Source organism: Micromonospora sp. NBC_01739, assembly GCF_035920385.1.
Lineage (GTDB): Bacteria > Actinomycetota > Actinomycetes > Mycobacteriales > Micromonosporaceae > Micromonospora.
The window spans coordinates 1,179,764-1,192,865 of sequence record NZ_CP109151.1; the positions used below are offsets into that span (position 1 = coordinate 1,179,764).

The 13,102-nt window shown below is 72.7% G+C and carries 14 protein-coding genes; 11 read left to right on the forward strand and 3 right to left on the reverse strand.

Annotated elements, in window-relative coordinates:
• The first annotated feature begins 35 nt into the window (after positions 1–35).
• The 7 genes from egtA to OIE53_RS05295 all read left to right on the forward strand — a co-directional run bounded on the left by egtA (position 36) and on the right by OIE53_RS05295 (position 5,863).
• Positions 36–1,271 (forward strand): ergothioneine biosynthesis glutamate--cysteine ligase EgtA, encoded by a 1,236-nt coding sequence (egtA, locus tag OIE53_RS05265; RefSeq protein ID WP_327025430.1) that lies wholly within the window; start codon positions 36–38, stop codon positions 1,269–1,271.
• Positions 1,271–2,605 (forward strand): ergothioneine biosynthesis protein EgtB, encoded by a 1,335-nt coding sequence (gene egtB / locus OIE53_RS05270; RefSeq protein WP_393338514.1) that lies wholly within the window; start codon positions 1,271–1,273, stop codon positions 2,603–2,605. Before egtA ends, egtB begins: the two co-directional genes overlap by 1 nt.
• Positions 2,606–2,615: 10 nt before the next feature.
• Positions 2,616–3,362, forward strand: a complete 747-nt coding sequence (egtC, locus tag OIE53_RS05275; protein WP_327025431.1) for an ergothioneine biosynthesis protein EgtC — start codon at positions 2,616–2,618, stop codon at positions 3,360–3,362.
• 41 nt (positions 3,363–3,403) lie between these two features.
• The gene (gene egtD, locus OIE53_RS05280) at positions 3,404–4,369 is read left to right on the forward strand and encodes an L-histidine N(alpha)-methyltransferase (RefSeq protein WP_327025432.1); all 966 of its coding nucleotides are present in this window, start codon (positions 3,404–3,406) and stop codon (positions 4,367–4,369) included.
• 221 nt (positions 4,370–4,590) lie between these two features.
• Positions 4,591–5,178 (forward strand): TMEM165/GDT1 family protein, encoded by a 588-nt coding sequence (locus tag OIE53_RS05285; RefSeq protein WP_327025433.1) that lies wholly within the window; start codon positions 4,591–4,593, stop codon positions 5,176–5,178.
• Positions 5,179–5,219: 41 nt separating this feature from the next.
• The gene (locus OIE53_RS05290; protein ID WP_327025434.1) at positions 5,220–5,585 is read left to right on the forward strand and encodes a DUF1622 domain-containing protein; all 366 of its coding nucleotides are present in this window, start codon (positions 5,220–5,222) and stop codon (positions 5,583–5,585) included.
• Positions 5,582–5,863, forward strand: a complete 282-nt coding sequence (locus tag OIE53_RS05295; RefSeq protein WP_327025435.1) for a hypothetical protein — start codon at positions 5,582–5,584, stop codon at positions 5,861–5,863. The genes OIE53_RS05290 and OIE53_RS05295 overlap by 4 nt, the downstream gene beginning before the upstream one ends.
• Before the next feature lie 4 nt (positions 5,864–5,867).
• Here OIE53_RS05295 and nhaA read toward each other — a convergent pair whose 3' ends face one another.
• The gene (nhaA, locus tag OIE53_RS05300; protein WP_327025436.1) at positions 5,868–7,196 is read right to left on the reverse strand and encodes a Na+/H+ antiporter NhaA; all 1,329 of its coding nucleotides are present in this window, start codon (positions 7,194–7,196) and stop codon (positions 5,868–5,870) included.
• A gap of 360 nt (positions 7,197–7,556) precedes the next feature.
• Between nhaA and OIE53_RS05305 the strand changes: the two genes are divergently transcribed.
• Positions 7,557–9,056 (forward strand): polysaccharide biosynthesis tyrosine autokinase, encoded by a 1,500-nt coding sequence (locus tag OIE53_RS05305; protein WP_327025437.1) that lies wholly within the window; start codon positions 7,557–7,559, stop codon positions 9,054–9,056.
• Here OIE53_RS05305 and OIE53_RS05310 read toward each other — a convergent pair.
• Positions 9,037–9,591, reverse strand: a complete 555-nt coding sequence (locus OIE53_RS05310) for an arsenate reductase/protein-tyrosine-phosphatase family protein (protein WP_327025438.1) — start codon at positions 9,589–9,591, stop codon at positions 9,037–9,039. The two genes, OIE53_RS05305 and OIE53_RS05310, sit on opposite strands and share 20 nt — an antisense overlap.
• 159 nt (positions 9,592–9,750) lie before the next feature.
• Here OIE53_RS05310 and OIE53_RS05315 point away from each other — a divergent pair, with 159 nt between their 5' ends.
• The 3 genes from OIE53_RS05315 (at position 9,751) to OIE53_RS05325 (ending at position 12,597) form a co-directional block, all read left to right on the forward strand.
• Positions 9,751–11,007, forward strand: coding sequence for a glycosyltransferase family 4 protein (locus tag OIE53_RS05315; RefSeq protein ID WP_327025439.1), 1,257 nt, complete (start codon positions 9,751–9,753; stop codon positions 11,005–11,007).
• Between the two features lie 205 nt (positions 11,008–11,212).
• The gene (locus OIE53_RS05320) at positions 11,213–11,578 is read left to right on the forward strand and encodes a hypothetical protein (RefSeq protein WP_327025440.1); all 366 of its coding nucleotides are present in this window, start codon (positions 11,213–11,215) and stop codon (positions 11,576–11,578) included.
• A gap of 47 nt (positions 11,579–11,625) precedes the next feature.
• Positions 11,626–12,597: a pirin family protein gene (locus OIE53_RS05325; protein WP_327025441.1), complete on the forward strand. Its 972-nt coding sequence runs from the start codon at positions 11,626–11,628 to the stop codon at positions 12,595–12,597.
• A gap of 229 nt (positions 12,598–12,826) precedes the next feature.
• On the opposite strand, the gene OIE53_RS05330 is transcribed toward OIE53_RS05325, so the two are convergent.
• Entirely contained in the window at positions 12,827–13,099 is a 273-nt protein-coding gene (locus tag OIE53_RS05330; RefSeq protein WP_327025442.1) for a DUF2795 domain-containing protein, read from the reverse strand.
• Positions 13,100–13,102: the final 3 nt, after the last annotated feature.

The following is a 13,102-nucleotide window of genomic DNA, read 5'->3' on the forward strand; positions in this document are numbered from 1 at the left end:
GAGGGGGCAGAGCCGGCCGCGGAGGGAGCCGTCGCATGGTGATGTCACCTGAGCTGGACCGGGTTCCGCAGTTGCGTGACCGTGCCGCCGCCGCCCGGCACCTGGCCCGGATCTGCTTCAAGACAGGGCCACCGACCTGCACGGGTGTCGAGCTGGAATGGACCGTTCACGACGCGGTCGACCCGACCCGCCCCGTCGAGGCCCGGCGGTTACGCGCCGCCCTGGGCCCCTACAGTCCCACCACCTTGGATCCGACCAGCCCGGCGCTGCGACTGCTGCACGGCGGCGCGGTGACCGTCGAACCCGGTGGCCAGGTGGAGATCTCGACCCCACCCCGCGCCTCCGTGGCCGCCCTGATCCAGGCCACCCAGTCCGACATCGACCAACTGGCCCGCCTGCTGGACACCGCGGGGCTGCGGCTGGGGCACACCGGACTCGATCCGTACCGTCCACCCACACCGGTGATCGACACACCTCGCTACCGGGCCATGCGCCGGGTCTTCGACCGGCGGGGCCCGGCCGGGCGGACGATGATGTACAGCACGGCAGGTCTCCAGGTCTGCCTGGACGCGGGTGAGCCGGGGCAGCTGCGGGCCCGCTGGGCTCTGGTGCACGCGGTCGGGCCACCCCTGCTCGCCGCCTTCGCCACCGCCGACCGGCACGCCGGAGCGGCCACCGGCTGGGCCTCGGCCCGCATGGCGGCCTGGTTGGGCATCGACCCGGCCCGGACCACCGCGGTCTGGGAACCCGACCGGCCCGACCGGGATCCGGTGGCCGCCTGGACCGCCTACGTGCTGGCCGCCCCGCTGCTCTGCGTCCGCGACGGCGACGGCGACTGGACCGCACCACCGGGGGTCACCTTCGCCGACTGGCTCGACGGAGCGCTGTCCCGACCCCCCACCGTCGACGACCTCGACTACCACGTCAGCACCCTCTTCCCACCGGTACGCCCGCGTGGCTACCTGGAACTGCGCTATCTGGACGCCCAACCGGGCCGGGACTGGGCGCTGCCCCTGGCGGTGCTCGCCGCCCTGCTGGCCGACCCCGAGACGACCGACTCGGCCTTCGCGGTGGCCGCCCCGGTGGCCGACCGGTGGCAGGTCGCGGCCCGACACGGGCTGCGGGACCCGGCGCTGGCCTCGGCCGCCACCGAACTGCTCGACCTGGCCCGGGCGGGGCTGCCTCGGCTGGACCTGCCGACCCCACTGCACGACGACATCGACCGAGGGCTGCGCCGACGGCGGGCTGCGGCACGAAGGAGGCAAGGGTGATCCACACCGCTACCGAAGGGGCGGACACCGAGGAACTGCGGAGCCGCATCGCCGCGGAACTGGAACGCACTCGGGCCCGGACCGCCCTGCTGACCGAGGTGGTCGACGACGCGGACCTGATGCGCCAGCACTCGCCGCTGATGTCCCCCCTGGTGTGGGACCTGGCCCACGTGGGCAACCAGGAGGAACTCTGGCTGGTGCGCGACGTCGGCGGCCGGGAGCCGGTGCGGTGCGACATCGACGACCTGTACGACGCCTTCAAGCAGCCCCGCCGGGACCGCCCCGCCCTGCCGCTGCTGCCGCCGACCGAGGCGCGGGCCTATCTGGCCACCGTCCGGGACAAGGTCTTCGACCTGCTCGACCGGGTGGCCTTCGACAACCGTCCGCTGGTCGCCGACGGCTTCGCCTTCGGCATGATCGTGCAGCACGAACAGCAGCACGACGAGACCATGCTCGCCACCCACCAACTGCGCTCCGGGCCGGCGGTGCTCCAGGCACCCCCACCACCCGAGCCGACCGTACGACCGGCCGGGGAGGTGCTGGTGCCGGCCGGCCCGTTCGTGATGGGCACGGACACCGACCCCTGGGCCCTGGACAACGAGCGGCCCGCCCACCGGGTGGAGCTGCCGGCGTACTTCATCGACGCCGCCCCGGTGACCAACGGGGCGTACGCCGAGTTCATCGCCGACGGGGGGTACGACGACCCCCGCTGGTGGACCGAGCAGGGCTGGCGGCACCGCCAGGAGGCCGAGCTGAGCGCGCCGCTGCACTGGCGGCGGGACGGCTCCGGGTGGGCGTACCGGCGCTTCGGCCGCTGGTCCGCGGTCCGCGACGACGAGCCGGTGGTGCATGTCTGTTTCCACGAGGCCCAGGCGTACGCCACCTGGGCGGGCAAGCGGCTGCCCACCGAGGCGGAGTGGGAGAAGGCGGCCCGGTGGGACCCGGCCACCGGCCGGTCCCGGCGCTACCCCTGGGGCGACGAGGAGCCGACCTCCGCGCACGCCAACCTGGGGCAGCGGCACCTGTGGCCGGCGCCGGTCGGTGCCTATCCGGCGGGGGCCTCACCCCTGGGGGTGCACCAGCTCATCGGCGACGTGTGGGAGTGGACCTCCACCAGCTTCCGGGGGCATCCGGGTTTCGTGGCCTTCCCGTACCGCGAGTACTCCGAGGTCTTCTTCGGCGAGGACCACCAGGTGCTGCGGGGCGGCTCCTTCGGCACCGACCGGGCCGCCTGCCGGGGCACCTTCCGCAACTGGGACTACCCCATCCGTCGGCAGATCTTCAGTGGCTTCCGCTGCGCCCGGGACGCGGGCCTCGAACAGGACCACCGGTGACGGTCGGCTGATGTGCCGCCACCTGGTCTACCTGGGCCCGCCGGTGACCCTGCGCGAGGTGCTCCTGGATCCGCCGTACTCGCTGCTGCGTCAGTCCTGGGCCCCGCGTGACATGCGCGGCGGCGGGACGATCAACGCCGACGGGTTCGGGGTCGGCTGGTATCCCGGCGCGGGGCCGCCGGTGCGGTACCGGCGGGCCCAGCCGATCTGGAGTGACCCGACCATCGCCGACTTTGCGGCGGTCACCTCGACCACGGCGGTGCTGGCCGCGGTGCGCTCCGCCACGGTCGGCATGGCGGTCGTCGACGGCGCCGCCGCACCCTTCGCGGAGGGTCGGTGGCTGTTCAGCCACAACGGGGTGGTGCGGGGCTGGCCGGACTCGATGGTGCCCCTCGCCGCCGAACTGCCGGTACGTGACCTGCTGACCCTGGACGCGGCGACCGACTCGGCGCTGCTGTGGGCGCTGGTGCGCCACCGGCTGCGGGCCGGTGTCGATCCGGCGTCAGCGGTCGCCGAGACGGTCATCGAGGTGGCCGCCGCCGCCCCCGGGTCCCGGCTGAACCTGCTGCTCACCGACGGACACACCGCGGTCGCCACCACCACCGGGCACGCCCTGTCCCTGCGGGCCGGGCCCGACTCGGTGCTGCTGGCCTCCGAACCTCACGACGACGACCCGGGCTGGCGGGAGGTGCCGGACGGTCACCTCGTGCAGGCCACCGCGACCAGCGTGCGGCAGTGGCCGCTGGCCGCCCCCTGAGCCGACCGCCGGCTTCGATCAGCACTAGCGAGAGGAAGCAGATGAGCGCGGAACCACTGGAGATCCACCTGGACGAGCAGGACATCGCGGACAGTCTGCGTCGGGACGTACGGGTGGGGCTGAGCACCGAGGCCAAGTGGCTGCCCCCGAAGTGGTTCTACGACGCCCGGGGCAGCGAGCTGTTCGACGAGATCACCCGGCTGCCGGAGTACTACCCCACCCGGGCGGAGCGGGCCGTCCTGGCCGCGCAGGCGGCCGAGATCGCCGAGGTGACCGGGGTGAAGACCCTCATCGAGCTGGGTTCCGGGTCCTCGGAGAAGACCCGGCTGCTGCTGGACGCCTTCGCCCGCCGGGGCGGTCTGGGCACCTTCGTCCCGCTGGACGTGTCCGTGAGCGCCCTGCGCGGATCCATCGCGGCCCTGGCCGCGGAGCACCCCGGTCTGCGGGTACGCGGCATCGTCGGTGACTTCACCCGGGACCTGCACCGGCTGCCCACCGGCGGACGGCGACTGGTGATCTTCCTGGGTGGCACCATCGGCAACCTGATGCCGGCCGAGCGGGCCGAGTTCCTGGCCCGGATGCGGGCCGCCTTGGAGGTGGGGGACTGGTTCCTGGTCGGCACCGACCTGGTCAAGGACCCCTCGGTGATCGTGCCCGCGTACGACGACGCGGCCGGGGTGACCGCGGAGTTCAACCGCAACGTGCTGCGGGTGCTCAACCGGGAACTCGGCGCGGACTTCGACCCGGAGGCCTTCGACCATGTCGCCGTCTGGGATCCGGCACAGGAGTGGATCGAGATGCGGCTGCGGGCGCGACGACCGATGCGGGTCCGGGTGCTGGACATGGCTGTCGATTTCGCCGCGGGTGAGCAGTTGCGCACCGAGGTGTCGGCGAAGTTCCGCCCCGAGGGGATCGCCGCCGAACTGGCCGCGGCCGGGTTGCCGGCGCAACGGTTCTGGACCGACCCGGACGGCCTGTTCGGGGTGACCCTGGCCCGAGCCGACTGACGGCCCCCTCCCCATCCGGTCGAGCCGGCCGTTCGGTGGTCGGCTAGGCTGGGCGCAGCGAAGGGGAGTAGCCCTCAACGTCGTGGTCGACATACTGGTGCCTCGCGCACCCGGCCACGCGGCCTCGTACTCCGAGGCGGGCGAGACCTTCGACCCAGGCTGTAGGCAGCCGGGTCGAGGGCATCCCCGTACCTCCTCCCGGCTTGATCCGGAAGGATGTCATGGAAGGGTTCCTCGTCGCGCTGGCCGTCAGCTTCGGCGTGATCTTCGTTGCGGAGCTGGGAGACAAATCCCAGCTCATGGCCCTGGCCTTCGCCACCAGATATCGCACCATGCCGATCCTGATCGGCATGACCGTGGCCACCGCCCTGGTGCACCTGGCCTCGGTGGCCATCGGGTACGGCCTGGGCTCCGCCCTGCCCACCGGCTGGATCTCGCTGCTGGCCGGGGTGGCCTTCATCGGTTTCGGACTGTGGACCCTGCGCGGTGACACCCTCACCGAGGATGAGAAGCGCAAGGCGGCCCGGGGCGGCAAGTCGGCCGTGCTCACCGTCGGTGTCGCCTTCTTCCTGGCCGAACTCGGCGACAAGACGATGCTCGCCACGATCACCCTGGCCACCCAGTACGGCTGGTTCGGCACCTGGATCGGTTCGACCATCGGCATGGTGGCCGCCGACGCGCTGGCCATCATCGTCGGCCGGCTGCTGGGCCGAAAACTGCCGGAGCGGACCATCAAGTACGGCGCCGCCGCACTGTTCGCGCTCAGCGGCATCTGGTTGATCGTGGACGCGGTCGCCGAACTGCTCTGAGCCGGCCGACTACCCGGAGGGTGGCCGGGTAAGGCGCCGGGGTGAACGTCGAGGAGGCCGTCGGCCGCGGTCACCAGCTGGTGGTGACCGCGGTCGAGCTGGTCGGTGTCGTGGTGATCGTCGCCGGGGTGGCCTGGGCGGTGCTGCGGTTCGTCGTCGACGGGCTGCGGTACCGCGACACCGCGGTGTTCACCCGGATCCGGCTGACCCTGGGCCGCTTCCTCGTGTTGGGCCTGGAGTTTCAACTGGCCGCGGACATCCTGCGGACCGCGCTGTCACCGACCTTCGCCCAGATCGGTCAGCTGGCCGCCGTCGCGGCCATCCGGACCGGCCTGAACTATGTCCTGCGCAAGGAGATCGAGCAGGAACAACGGCAGGTGGAGACGCCCCGGGAAGGGGCGCGATGATCGAGACCCTGGCCGCGGTGGTCGGCGCCCTCGGGGTGTTCAGCGCCGGTGTGGCGTTGCTGGCCACCCGGTCGGTGCCGACGGCTCTCGGGGTGCTGCTGGACCTGCTGGTCGCCGCCGGGTTGCTGCGGCTGGCCGCGGTGGCTTCCTGGTCGGCCCTGGTGGGGGTGGTCGTGATCGTGGCGGTACGGCAGATGCTGCGGGCCGGCCTGCTGGCCACCGAGCGCTGGCGGGCGTCGGCGAGCAGCAGCCCGGCCGGGCCGGCATCGAGCCGCTGAGACCTCAGCCGCCGGGCCGCTGGTAGACGTCCGGCACCCCGTCGCGGTCCAGGTCGACCTGTTCCTTCAACGCGATCAGCCGGTAGGCCCGGTTGCGGCGGACCAGCACGAGGGTGGCCAGCAGCGCCGAGAGCAGCGAGCCGGTCAGCACGGCGGCCTTGACGTTGGCACCGGCCAGGCTGTCGGGGCCGAAGGCCAGTTCGCCGATCAGCAGGGAGACGGTGAACCCGATACCGGCCAGCAGCGACACCCCTACCAGGTCGGTCCAGGTGATGTCCTCGTCCAGCCGGGCGCGGGTGAACCGGGCCAGCAGGAAGGTGGAGCCGAAGATGCCGACGAACTTGCCGACCACCAGACCCAGCACGACACCGATGACGACCGGGTCGCTGACCACCGCACCCAGGTCGGCGCCGCGCAGCGAGACCCCGGCGGCGAAGAACGCGAAGACCGGTACGGCGAAGCCGGCCGAGATCGGCCGCCACTTGTGCTCCAGGTGCTCCGCCAGACCCGGCGCGGGGCGGCCGTCGCGACCCTTGCCGGCGAGCACCGGCACGGTGAAGCCGAGCAGCACCCCGGCCACGGTGGCGTGCACCCCGGAGGAGTGCACCAGGGTCCAGGCGACCAGCGCCAGCGGGATGAGCGCCCACCACCAGGTACGACGGCGCTGCACCAGCAGGCCGAACAGCGTGATCGGCACGACGGCTACCAGCAGCGGGAGCAGGGTGAAGTCGTCCGTGTAGAAGATCGCGATGATGGTGATCGCGAGCAGGTCGTCGACCACGGCCAGGGTGAGCAGGAAGGCGCGCAGCCCCTGCGGCAGGTACGCCCCGATGACCGCCAGGACGGCCAGGGCGAAGGCGATGTCCGTGGCGGTGGGGATGGCCCAGCCGCGTAGCCCCTCCCCGCCGGCGGACAGGTTGACGGCTACATAGATCAGCGCGGGCACTGCCATGCCGCCGACCGCCGCGACGACCGGCAGCACGGCCCGGCGGGGATCGCGCAGTTCCCCGGCGACGAACTCACGCTTGAGTTCCAGGCCGACCACGAAGAAGAAGATGGCCAGCAGCCCGTCGGCGGCCCAGGTGGCGAGATCCAGGTCCAGGTGCAGGGCCGAGCCGCCGGCCCAGGGCACCCATCGTCCCAGCTCGGTGTAGCCGTCCCCCCAGGGGGAGTTGGCCCAGATCAGGGCGATCACCGCACCGACCAGGAGGAGGGCGCCGCCGACGGTCTCCGTGCGCAGGACGTCGGCGAGGAAGCGGGCCTCCGGCCAGGAGGTGCGGGTGAAGAGGCGGCGTACCCCCCGGCGAGGTGGGGGCGGGTTGTGGTCGGTCATCGGCGGGTTCCACCTGTCGGTCGGATAGGAGCAGCGACATCGCCGACCAGACTTCCCGGCACACCGGCCATGACCTTATCCCCTGGCGGCGGTGGGCGCGAGGGCGGTGATCGGGCGGCGCCCGACCGGCATGGACTCCGCGACCTCCCGGTACGCCGAACCGCATCTTTTCCGGCCGGAGGGCGATTCCGGCGGACGCCCGGTCCGGTTGGGCATTGCGGAGGCGGACCGCCCTCAGGAAACGCCTAACTCCGGACACAAGTCACATAAGCCGCTTTAATGGTTTCACGAGATTCAGTCGACCTTGGGGGTTTTCGTGAAGTTCTTTGGCGTTACCGGGTTGATCCGGAGGCGTGCCTGATGGACCTGTTGCGCCAGCTGCGTCTCGTGCGGCAGCACTGGTGGATCGTCCTGGTCACCGTCATGGTGGCCCTCGGCGTGACCGCCCTGATCACGGTCCGGGCGCAGCCTCGCTACGTCGCCTCGGTCACCTTCTTCGTCACCACCCCCAGCCAAGGGGTGACGGACGCCTACCAGGGTGGGCTCTTTCTCCAGCAACGGGTCAAGTCCTACGCCGAACTGCTGACCAGCGACCGGCTGGCCCAGAACGCCGCCGCCGATCGTGGGGTCGGGTTGACCGCGGAGGAGATTCAGCGTCGGGTCAGCACCTCCACCGAAAACGGCACCGTCCTGCTGCGGGCCTCGGTGACCGACACCGACCAGGCCCGCGCGCTGCGGGTCAGCGAGGCCCTGTCGGCGAACTTCGTGGAACTCGTGAAGAAGGTGGAGGCCAGACCGGACGGCAGCGCCGGGCCGATCAAGATCGAGGTGGTCAGTGGTCCGCGGGTGACCGCCAGCCCGGTCTCCCCCCAGCCGGTGCGCAACACCGTGATCGGGGCCCTGCTGGGCCTGCTGGCCGGGATCGGTCTGGCGGTGCTGCGCGGGATGGCCGATGTCCGGTTGCGTGACGCCGCCGCGCTGCGGCGGGTCACCGGCAGTCCGCTGCTCGGTGAGATCCCGCTGGACGGCAGCGCCCGGACGGCACCCCTGATCGTCGGGGAGGCCGCCACCTCGGCCCGCGCCGAGGCGATCCGCAAGCTGCGGACCAACCTGCGCTTCGTCGACGTGCACGAGCCGGCCCGGGTCATCGCCGTCACCAGTGCCCTCCAGGGAGAGGGCAAGACCACCCTGTCCTGCAACCTGGCGATCGCCCTGGCCGAGGCGGGCTGGCGGGTGCTGCTGGTCGACGCCGACCTGCGCCGCCCCAAGGTGGGCCACTACCTCGGTGTCGACTCCGGGGTGGGGCTGACCGACGTCCTCGTCGGCGACGTGCACGTCGGCGACGTGGTGCAGCGGTGGGGCGACAAGTCCCTGCTGGTGCTGCCCAGCGGATCGGCCCCGCCCAACCCGAGTGAGCTGCTCGGTTCCAAGGCCATGTCGGATCTGCTGCTGGCCCTGCGGGAGTCCGCCGACATCGTGATCATCGACACCGCCCCGCTGCTGGCGGTCACCGACGGTGTGGTCGTCGCCGTGCAGGCCGACGGTGCGCTGCTGGTCAGCCAGCAGGGGCGGACCTCGCGTACCCAGGTGGCCACGGCCGCCCGGGCCCTGCACTCGGTCTCCGTCCGGCTGCTCGGGTGTGTGCTCAACATGGCGCGGGTGCCCAAGGCCGACGCCTACCAGTACGAGGCCTATCGGGTGGTGACCGAGACCGCCGCGGCCTCGGCGGGGCGGGCCGCTACCTCGGCGGGGCGGGCCGCTACCTCGGCGGGGCGGGCCGCGGCCGGCCGGCACGCCGACCGCGGCAGCACCGGAGCACCGGTCGACCACACCCAGGAACTCACCCGGCTGTCCCGATGAGCACCGCCAGGGGTCGCAGGGACCGTTCGATCTCCTCCGCACAGTGCCGGAAGTCCTCCGGGGTGCCCCCGACGGGGTCCGGCAGGTCGTCGGCGTCACCGGGGGCGGGCTGCAACCGGGCCCGAGCCAGGGTGGCGGCGGTGACCGCGGCGGCCAGTGGGTCCTCCTGCTCGGTCAGGGGCGGCTCGACGGCCGCGGCCAGCCGGCCGAACTGGCGCAGGGTGAAGGTCCGGTGCAGGGCCGCCGGGGCCAGCGCGGTGCAGACCGAGCGCTGGCGTCGGGTGGCGGTCAGCACCAGCACCGCCTCGGTGAGGTGCTCCGCCGCCAGCCGTCGGGTGCGGAAGGTCTCCGGATCGGCACCGGCCGCGGCGACGAGATCCGCCGCGTACGGGTGCATGGGCCGGCCGGCCACCGCGTCCGTGCCGGCGCTGGTCACGCTCACCGGACGCCCGGCGAGCATCCGACGCGCGGTGAACTCGGCCATCGGTGACCGGCACAGGTTGGCGTGGCAGACGAACAGAACTCCGTTGAGCATCGGGAACCCTCTCGACGAGGCGGCCGCCCACGGTGGCGCCGCGATCGGGGACGGTGCCCACCGGCGCCCGTCCCGCAAGGGGTTGGCGGCATCGTACGCGCACCCGGCGCCGGGTCAGGGTCACGCCGCGCCGGACCGGCCGAGGGTGGGGGTGTCCCGATGCGGGTCGGCATCCTGACGTATCACTTTCCGCCGGAGCCGGCCTTCATCCCCGGCAGCCTGGCCGAGGAGTTGGCCGCCCGGGGCCACGAGGTGCGGGTGCTGACCGGTTTTCCGGACTACCCCGGCGGACATGTCTACCCGGGCTGGCGGCAGCGCTGGCGGCACGAGACCCGCAGCCGAGGGTTGACGGTCCGCCGGGTGCCCCGATACAGCACCGGCGACGGGGCCGTGCGGCCCAGGATGGCCGCCTGGCTCTCCTTCGCCGCCAGCACGGCCTTCGTCGGGCGGAGCTATCTGGCCGGTGTGGACGTGCTGTACGTCCATCAGCCGCCTGCGGCGGCCTTCGCCTCGGCGGCCCTGCTGCGGCTGCTCGGTCAGGTGCCGGTCGTGCTGCACGTGCCGGACGTCTGGGCGGAGCAGAGCGTGGAGGACCCCGACGACGACCGGTGGGCCGCCCGGGTGCGGGCGGCGATGGCCAGGACCTACCGGTCCGCCAGCACGATCGCGGTCAGCGCACCCTCCCTGCGGGAGGCGGTGGTAGCCACCGGAGTGGAGGCCGACCGGGTGCCGGTGGTGCTCAACTGGACCGACGAGCGGATCTTCCGGCCCGCCCCGGCCGGGTCGGCCGCCCGGGGACTGGTCCGCCGCGACGATCGCTGTGTGGTGATGCACGCCGGCACCATCGGGGCACGCCAGGGTCTGGAGACGGCGGTACGCGCGGCAGCGGCCCTGGAGAACACCATGGACCTGGTCCTGGTGGGCTCGGGCGCCCAGGAGCGGCGGGTGCGGGGGCTCGCCGCCGAGTTGCGCGCCGACAACGTCCGGTTCGTCGAGCGACGGTCACCCCTGGACATGCCGGAGCTGTACGCCGCCGCCGACTACCAACTGGTCATGCTGCGGGATCTGCCCGCCCTGCGCGGCACCGTGCCGGGCAAGCTCCAGGCGGCCCTGTCCTGTGCGGCACCCGTGGTGGCCTCGACCGGCGGCGACACGGCCGCCCTGGTGGAACGAGCGCGGGCGGGGCTGTCCTGCCCGCCGGGGGACTGGGCCAGTCTGGCGGACCGGTTCTGGCTGGCCGCGCAGATACCCCCACCCGCGCGGGCCGAGATGGGCCGTCGGGGCCGCCAGGCGTACCTGCGGGAGATGTCGCTGTCGGCCGGGGTGGACCGGATCGAAGGGCTGCTGCGGGAGGCAGCGGCCAACCCACGCGAGAAGACGGACACCCCGGTACGGAAGTCCATATCCTCCGAATAGTTCTTCAAGCCCACAAAACAGTCGAAGGCTGTTGGAGCTATCTACACCCTGCGAACCCTGGTCTCGGTGTACGGACCGGCCGGCGGGACGGTGCTCGACGCCCGTCTCGACGGGGCCGAGACCGCGGTGGCCACCGGCACCGAACGGCGCACGCCGGCCACCGGGCGGCAGCCCAGCCCCTCGGCTGCTGCTCAACACCCGGCTGGTGTGGGACCTGCGGATCATCGGGGGAACCACCCAACGGCGACTCGATCTGACCGCCGGCCGAGTGTCCGGTCTGGAGTTCGCCGGTGGGGCCACCCGCACCGAGCTGCGGCTGCCGCGTACCCGGGGCGGGATGGTGGTCCGGGTGACCGGCGGGGTCAACGTCCTGGACGTCACCGTGGCCGGTGGGGCACCCGTGCGGGTGCGGGCCGCCGCCGGGGCCGGCGACGTGCGGGTGTACGACGAGCAGCACGGCGGAGTCCCCGCCGGCACGGTGCTCGGCTCCCCGGCCTGGGACCGCTCCGTCGATCGGATCTTCCTCGACCTGGTGGCCGGAGCGAACCTGGTAGCCGTACGACGGGGATGACCTCCGGCGACGGCCACCGCCGGGCTGACGGCGCGTAGAGTCGGATCGTGGAGCGTACCGAGTCGATGCCGGCGCAGACCCGACCGCCCGGAGTGGCCACCACGGACCCCGGCAGTGTCCTGTTGCCCGGGCACGACGTGCCCCTGGGCCGCTACACCACCGTCCGGCGGTTGCTGCCCCAGCGCACCCGGCGGATGGTCGGGGCCTGGTGCTTCGTGGACCACTTCGGACCCGACGACGTGGCCCAGCGCCCCGGCATGGAGGTGCCGCCGCACCCGCACACCGGCCTGCAGACGGTGACCTGGCTGCTCGACGGGGAGATCCTGCACCGCGACAGCCTCGGCAACGTGCAGCCGATCCGTCCCGGCCAGCTCAACGTGATGACCTCGGGCCACGGCATCGCCCACTCCGAACGGTCACCGGCCGACCATCCGCCCCTGATGCACGGGGTGCAGCTGTGGGTGGCGCTACCGGATTCGGCTCGCGGCGGCCCGGCCGACTTCGCCCACCACGCGCAGCTGCCCCGCTGGGAAGAGGGGGCGCTGAGGGTGACCCTGCTGGTCGGGGAGTTGGGCGGGGAACGGTCCCCGGCCCGGGTGCACACCCCCCTGGTCGGCGCCCAGGTCGAGCTGACCGGTGCCGGGCAGGCGAGCCTGCCCCTGCGCCCCGACTTCGAGTACGCGCTGCTGGCCCTGGACGGCGGAGCGCAGGCCGACGGCGTACGGGTGGCACCCGGGGCGCTGCTCTGGCTGGGCACCGGACGCACCGGGCTCACCATCTCCGGGGAACCGGGCACCCGGCTGATGCTGCTCGGCGGCACCCCCTTCGAGGAGCCGTTGGTGATGTGGTGGAACTTCGTCGGGCGCAGCCACGAGGAGATCCTGACCGCCCGCGAGGACTGGATGGCCGGCCGGCGGTTCGGGACGGTAGCGGACGATCCGGATCCGCCGCTGCCCGCGCCGACCCTGCCGACGGTGCGCCTCAAGGCCCGCGACCGGGCCGGCCGCACCAGCTCCTAGGGACGGGTGTTGTCGACCACAATCGGTCGTCGGTTGACCCCCTGCTGACCGTTCGGCCGATGGCCTGTCGTATGATCCTCGCGGTAGCAGCAGTCGCCCGGTTCGAGTGACTGTGGGCCGCCTGGTGGTCCCGACCGGTTCGGCGGTGCACCACCGGGGCAGGTGGCTACCCAGGGGCGCCTCCGGTCGCGGTTCGTGGCCGGGGCGCCCTCCTGAAGGGCCCGACACCTCAGATGCTGCGCAGATGCTGCGAGACCCGCTGATGGCGCTTGTCGCGGCCGACAGCGGCCCGCTGGGCGTCGTCCACCTCCGGAGCCGCCTCGATGCTCGCGGAGCGGGCCACCTCCCGGCCGTTGGCGTACTCGACCGGCGGCAGCGCCCGCAGGGCGTGCAGCACATCCGGCGGAGCCCCCTCGCGTTCCGCCTCGCGCACCACCTCGTCCCTGCCGGCGGGGTAGTCCAAGCTGGACAGGTAGTGCAGTACCTCGGCGTAACTAGCCATGGT

Excerpts from the sequence above, each read along its gene's own strand:
- egtA (WP_327025430.1), top strand. The coding sequence starts at position 36 with ATGGTGATGTCACCTGAGCTGGACCGGGTTCCGCAGTTGCGTGACCGT.
- egtC (WP_327025431.1), top strand. The coding sequence starts at position 2,616 with ATGTGCCGCCACCTGGTCTACCTGGGCCCGCCGGTGACCCTGCGCGAG.
- egtD (WP_327025432.1), top strand. The coding sequence starts at position 3,404 with ATGAGCGCGGAACCACTGGAGATCCACCTGGACGAGCAGGACATCGCG.
- OIE53_RS05285 (WP_327025433.1), top strand. The coding sequence starts at position 4,591 with ATGGAAGGGTTCCTCGTCGCGCTGGCCGTCAGCTTCGGCGTGATCTTC.
- OIE53_RS05295 (WP_327025435.1), top strand. The coding sequence starts at position 5,582 with ATGATCGAGACCCTGGCCGCGGTGGTCGGCGCCCTCGGGGTGTTCAGC.
- nhaA (WP_327025436.1), bottom strand. The coding sequence starts at position 7,196 with ATGACCGACCACAACCCGCCCCCACCTCGCCGGGGGGTACGCCGCCTC.
- OIE53_RS05305 (WP_327025437.1), top strand. The coding sequence starts at position 7,557 with ATGGACCTGTTGCGCCAGCTGCGTCTCGTGCGGCAGCACTGGTGGATC.
- OIE53_RS05310 (WP_327025438.1), bottom strand. The coding sequence starts at position 9,591 with ATGCTCAACGGAGTTCTGTTCGTCTGCCACGCCAACCTGTGCCGGTCA.
- OIE53_RS05315 (WP_327025439.1), top strand. The coding sequence starts at position 9,751 with ATGCGGGTCGGCATCCTGACGTATCACTTTCCGCCGGAGCCGGCCTTC.
- OIE53_RS05330 (WP_327025442.1), bottom strand. The coding sequence starts at position 13,099 with ATGGCTAGTTACGCCGAGGTACTGCACTACCTGTCCAGCTTGGACTAC.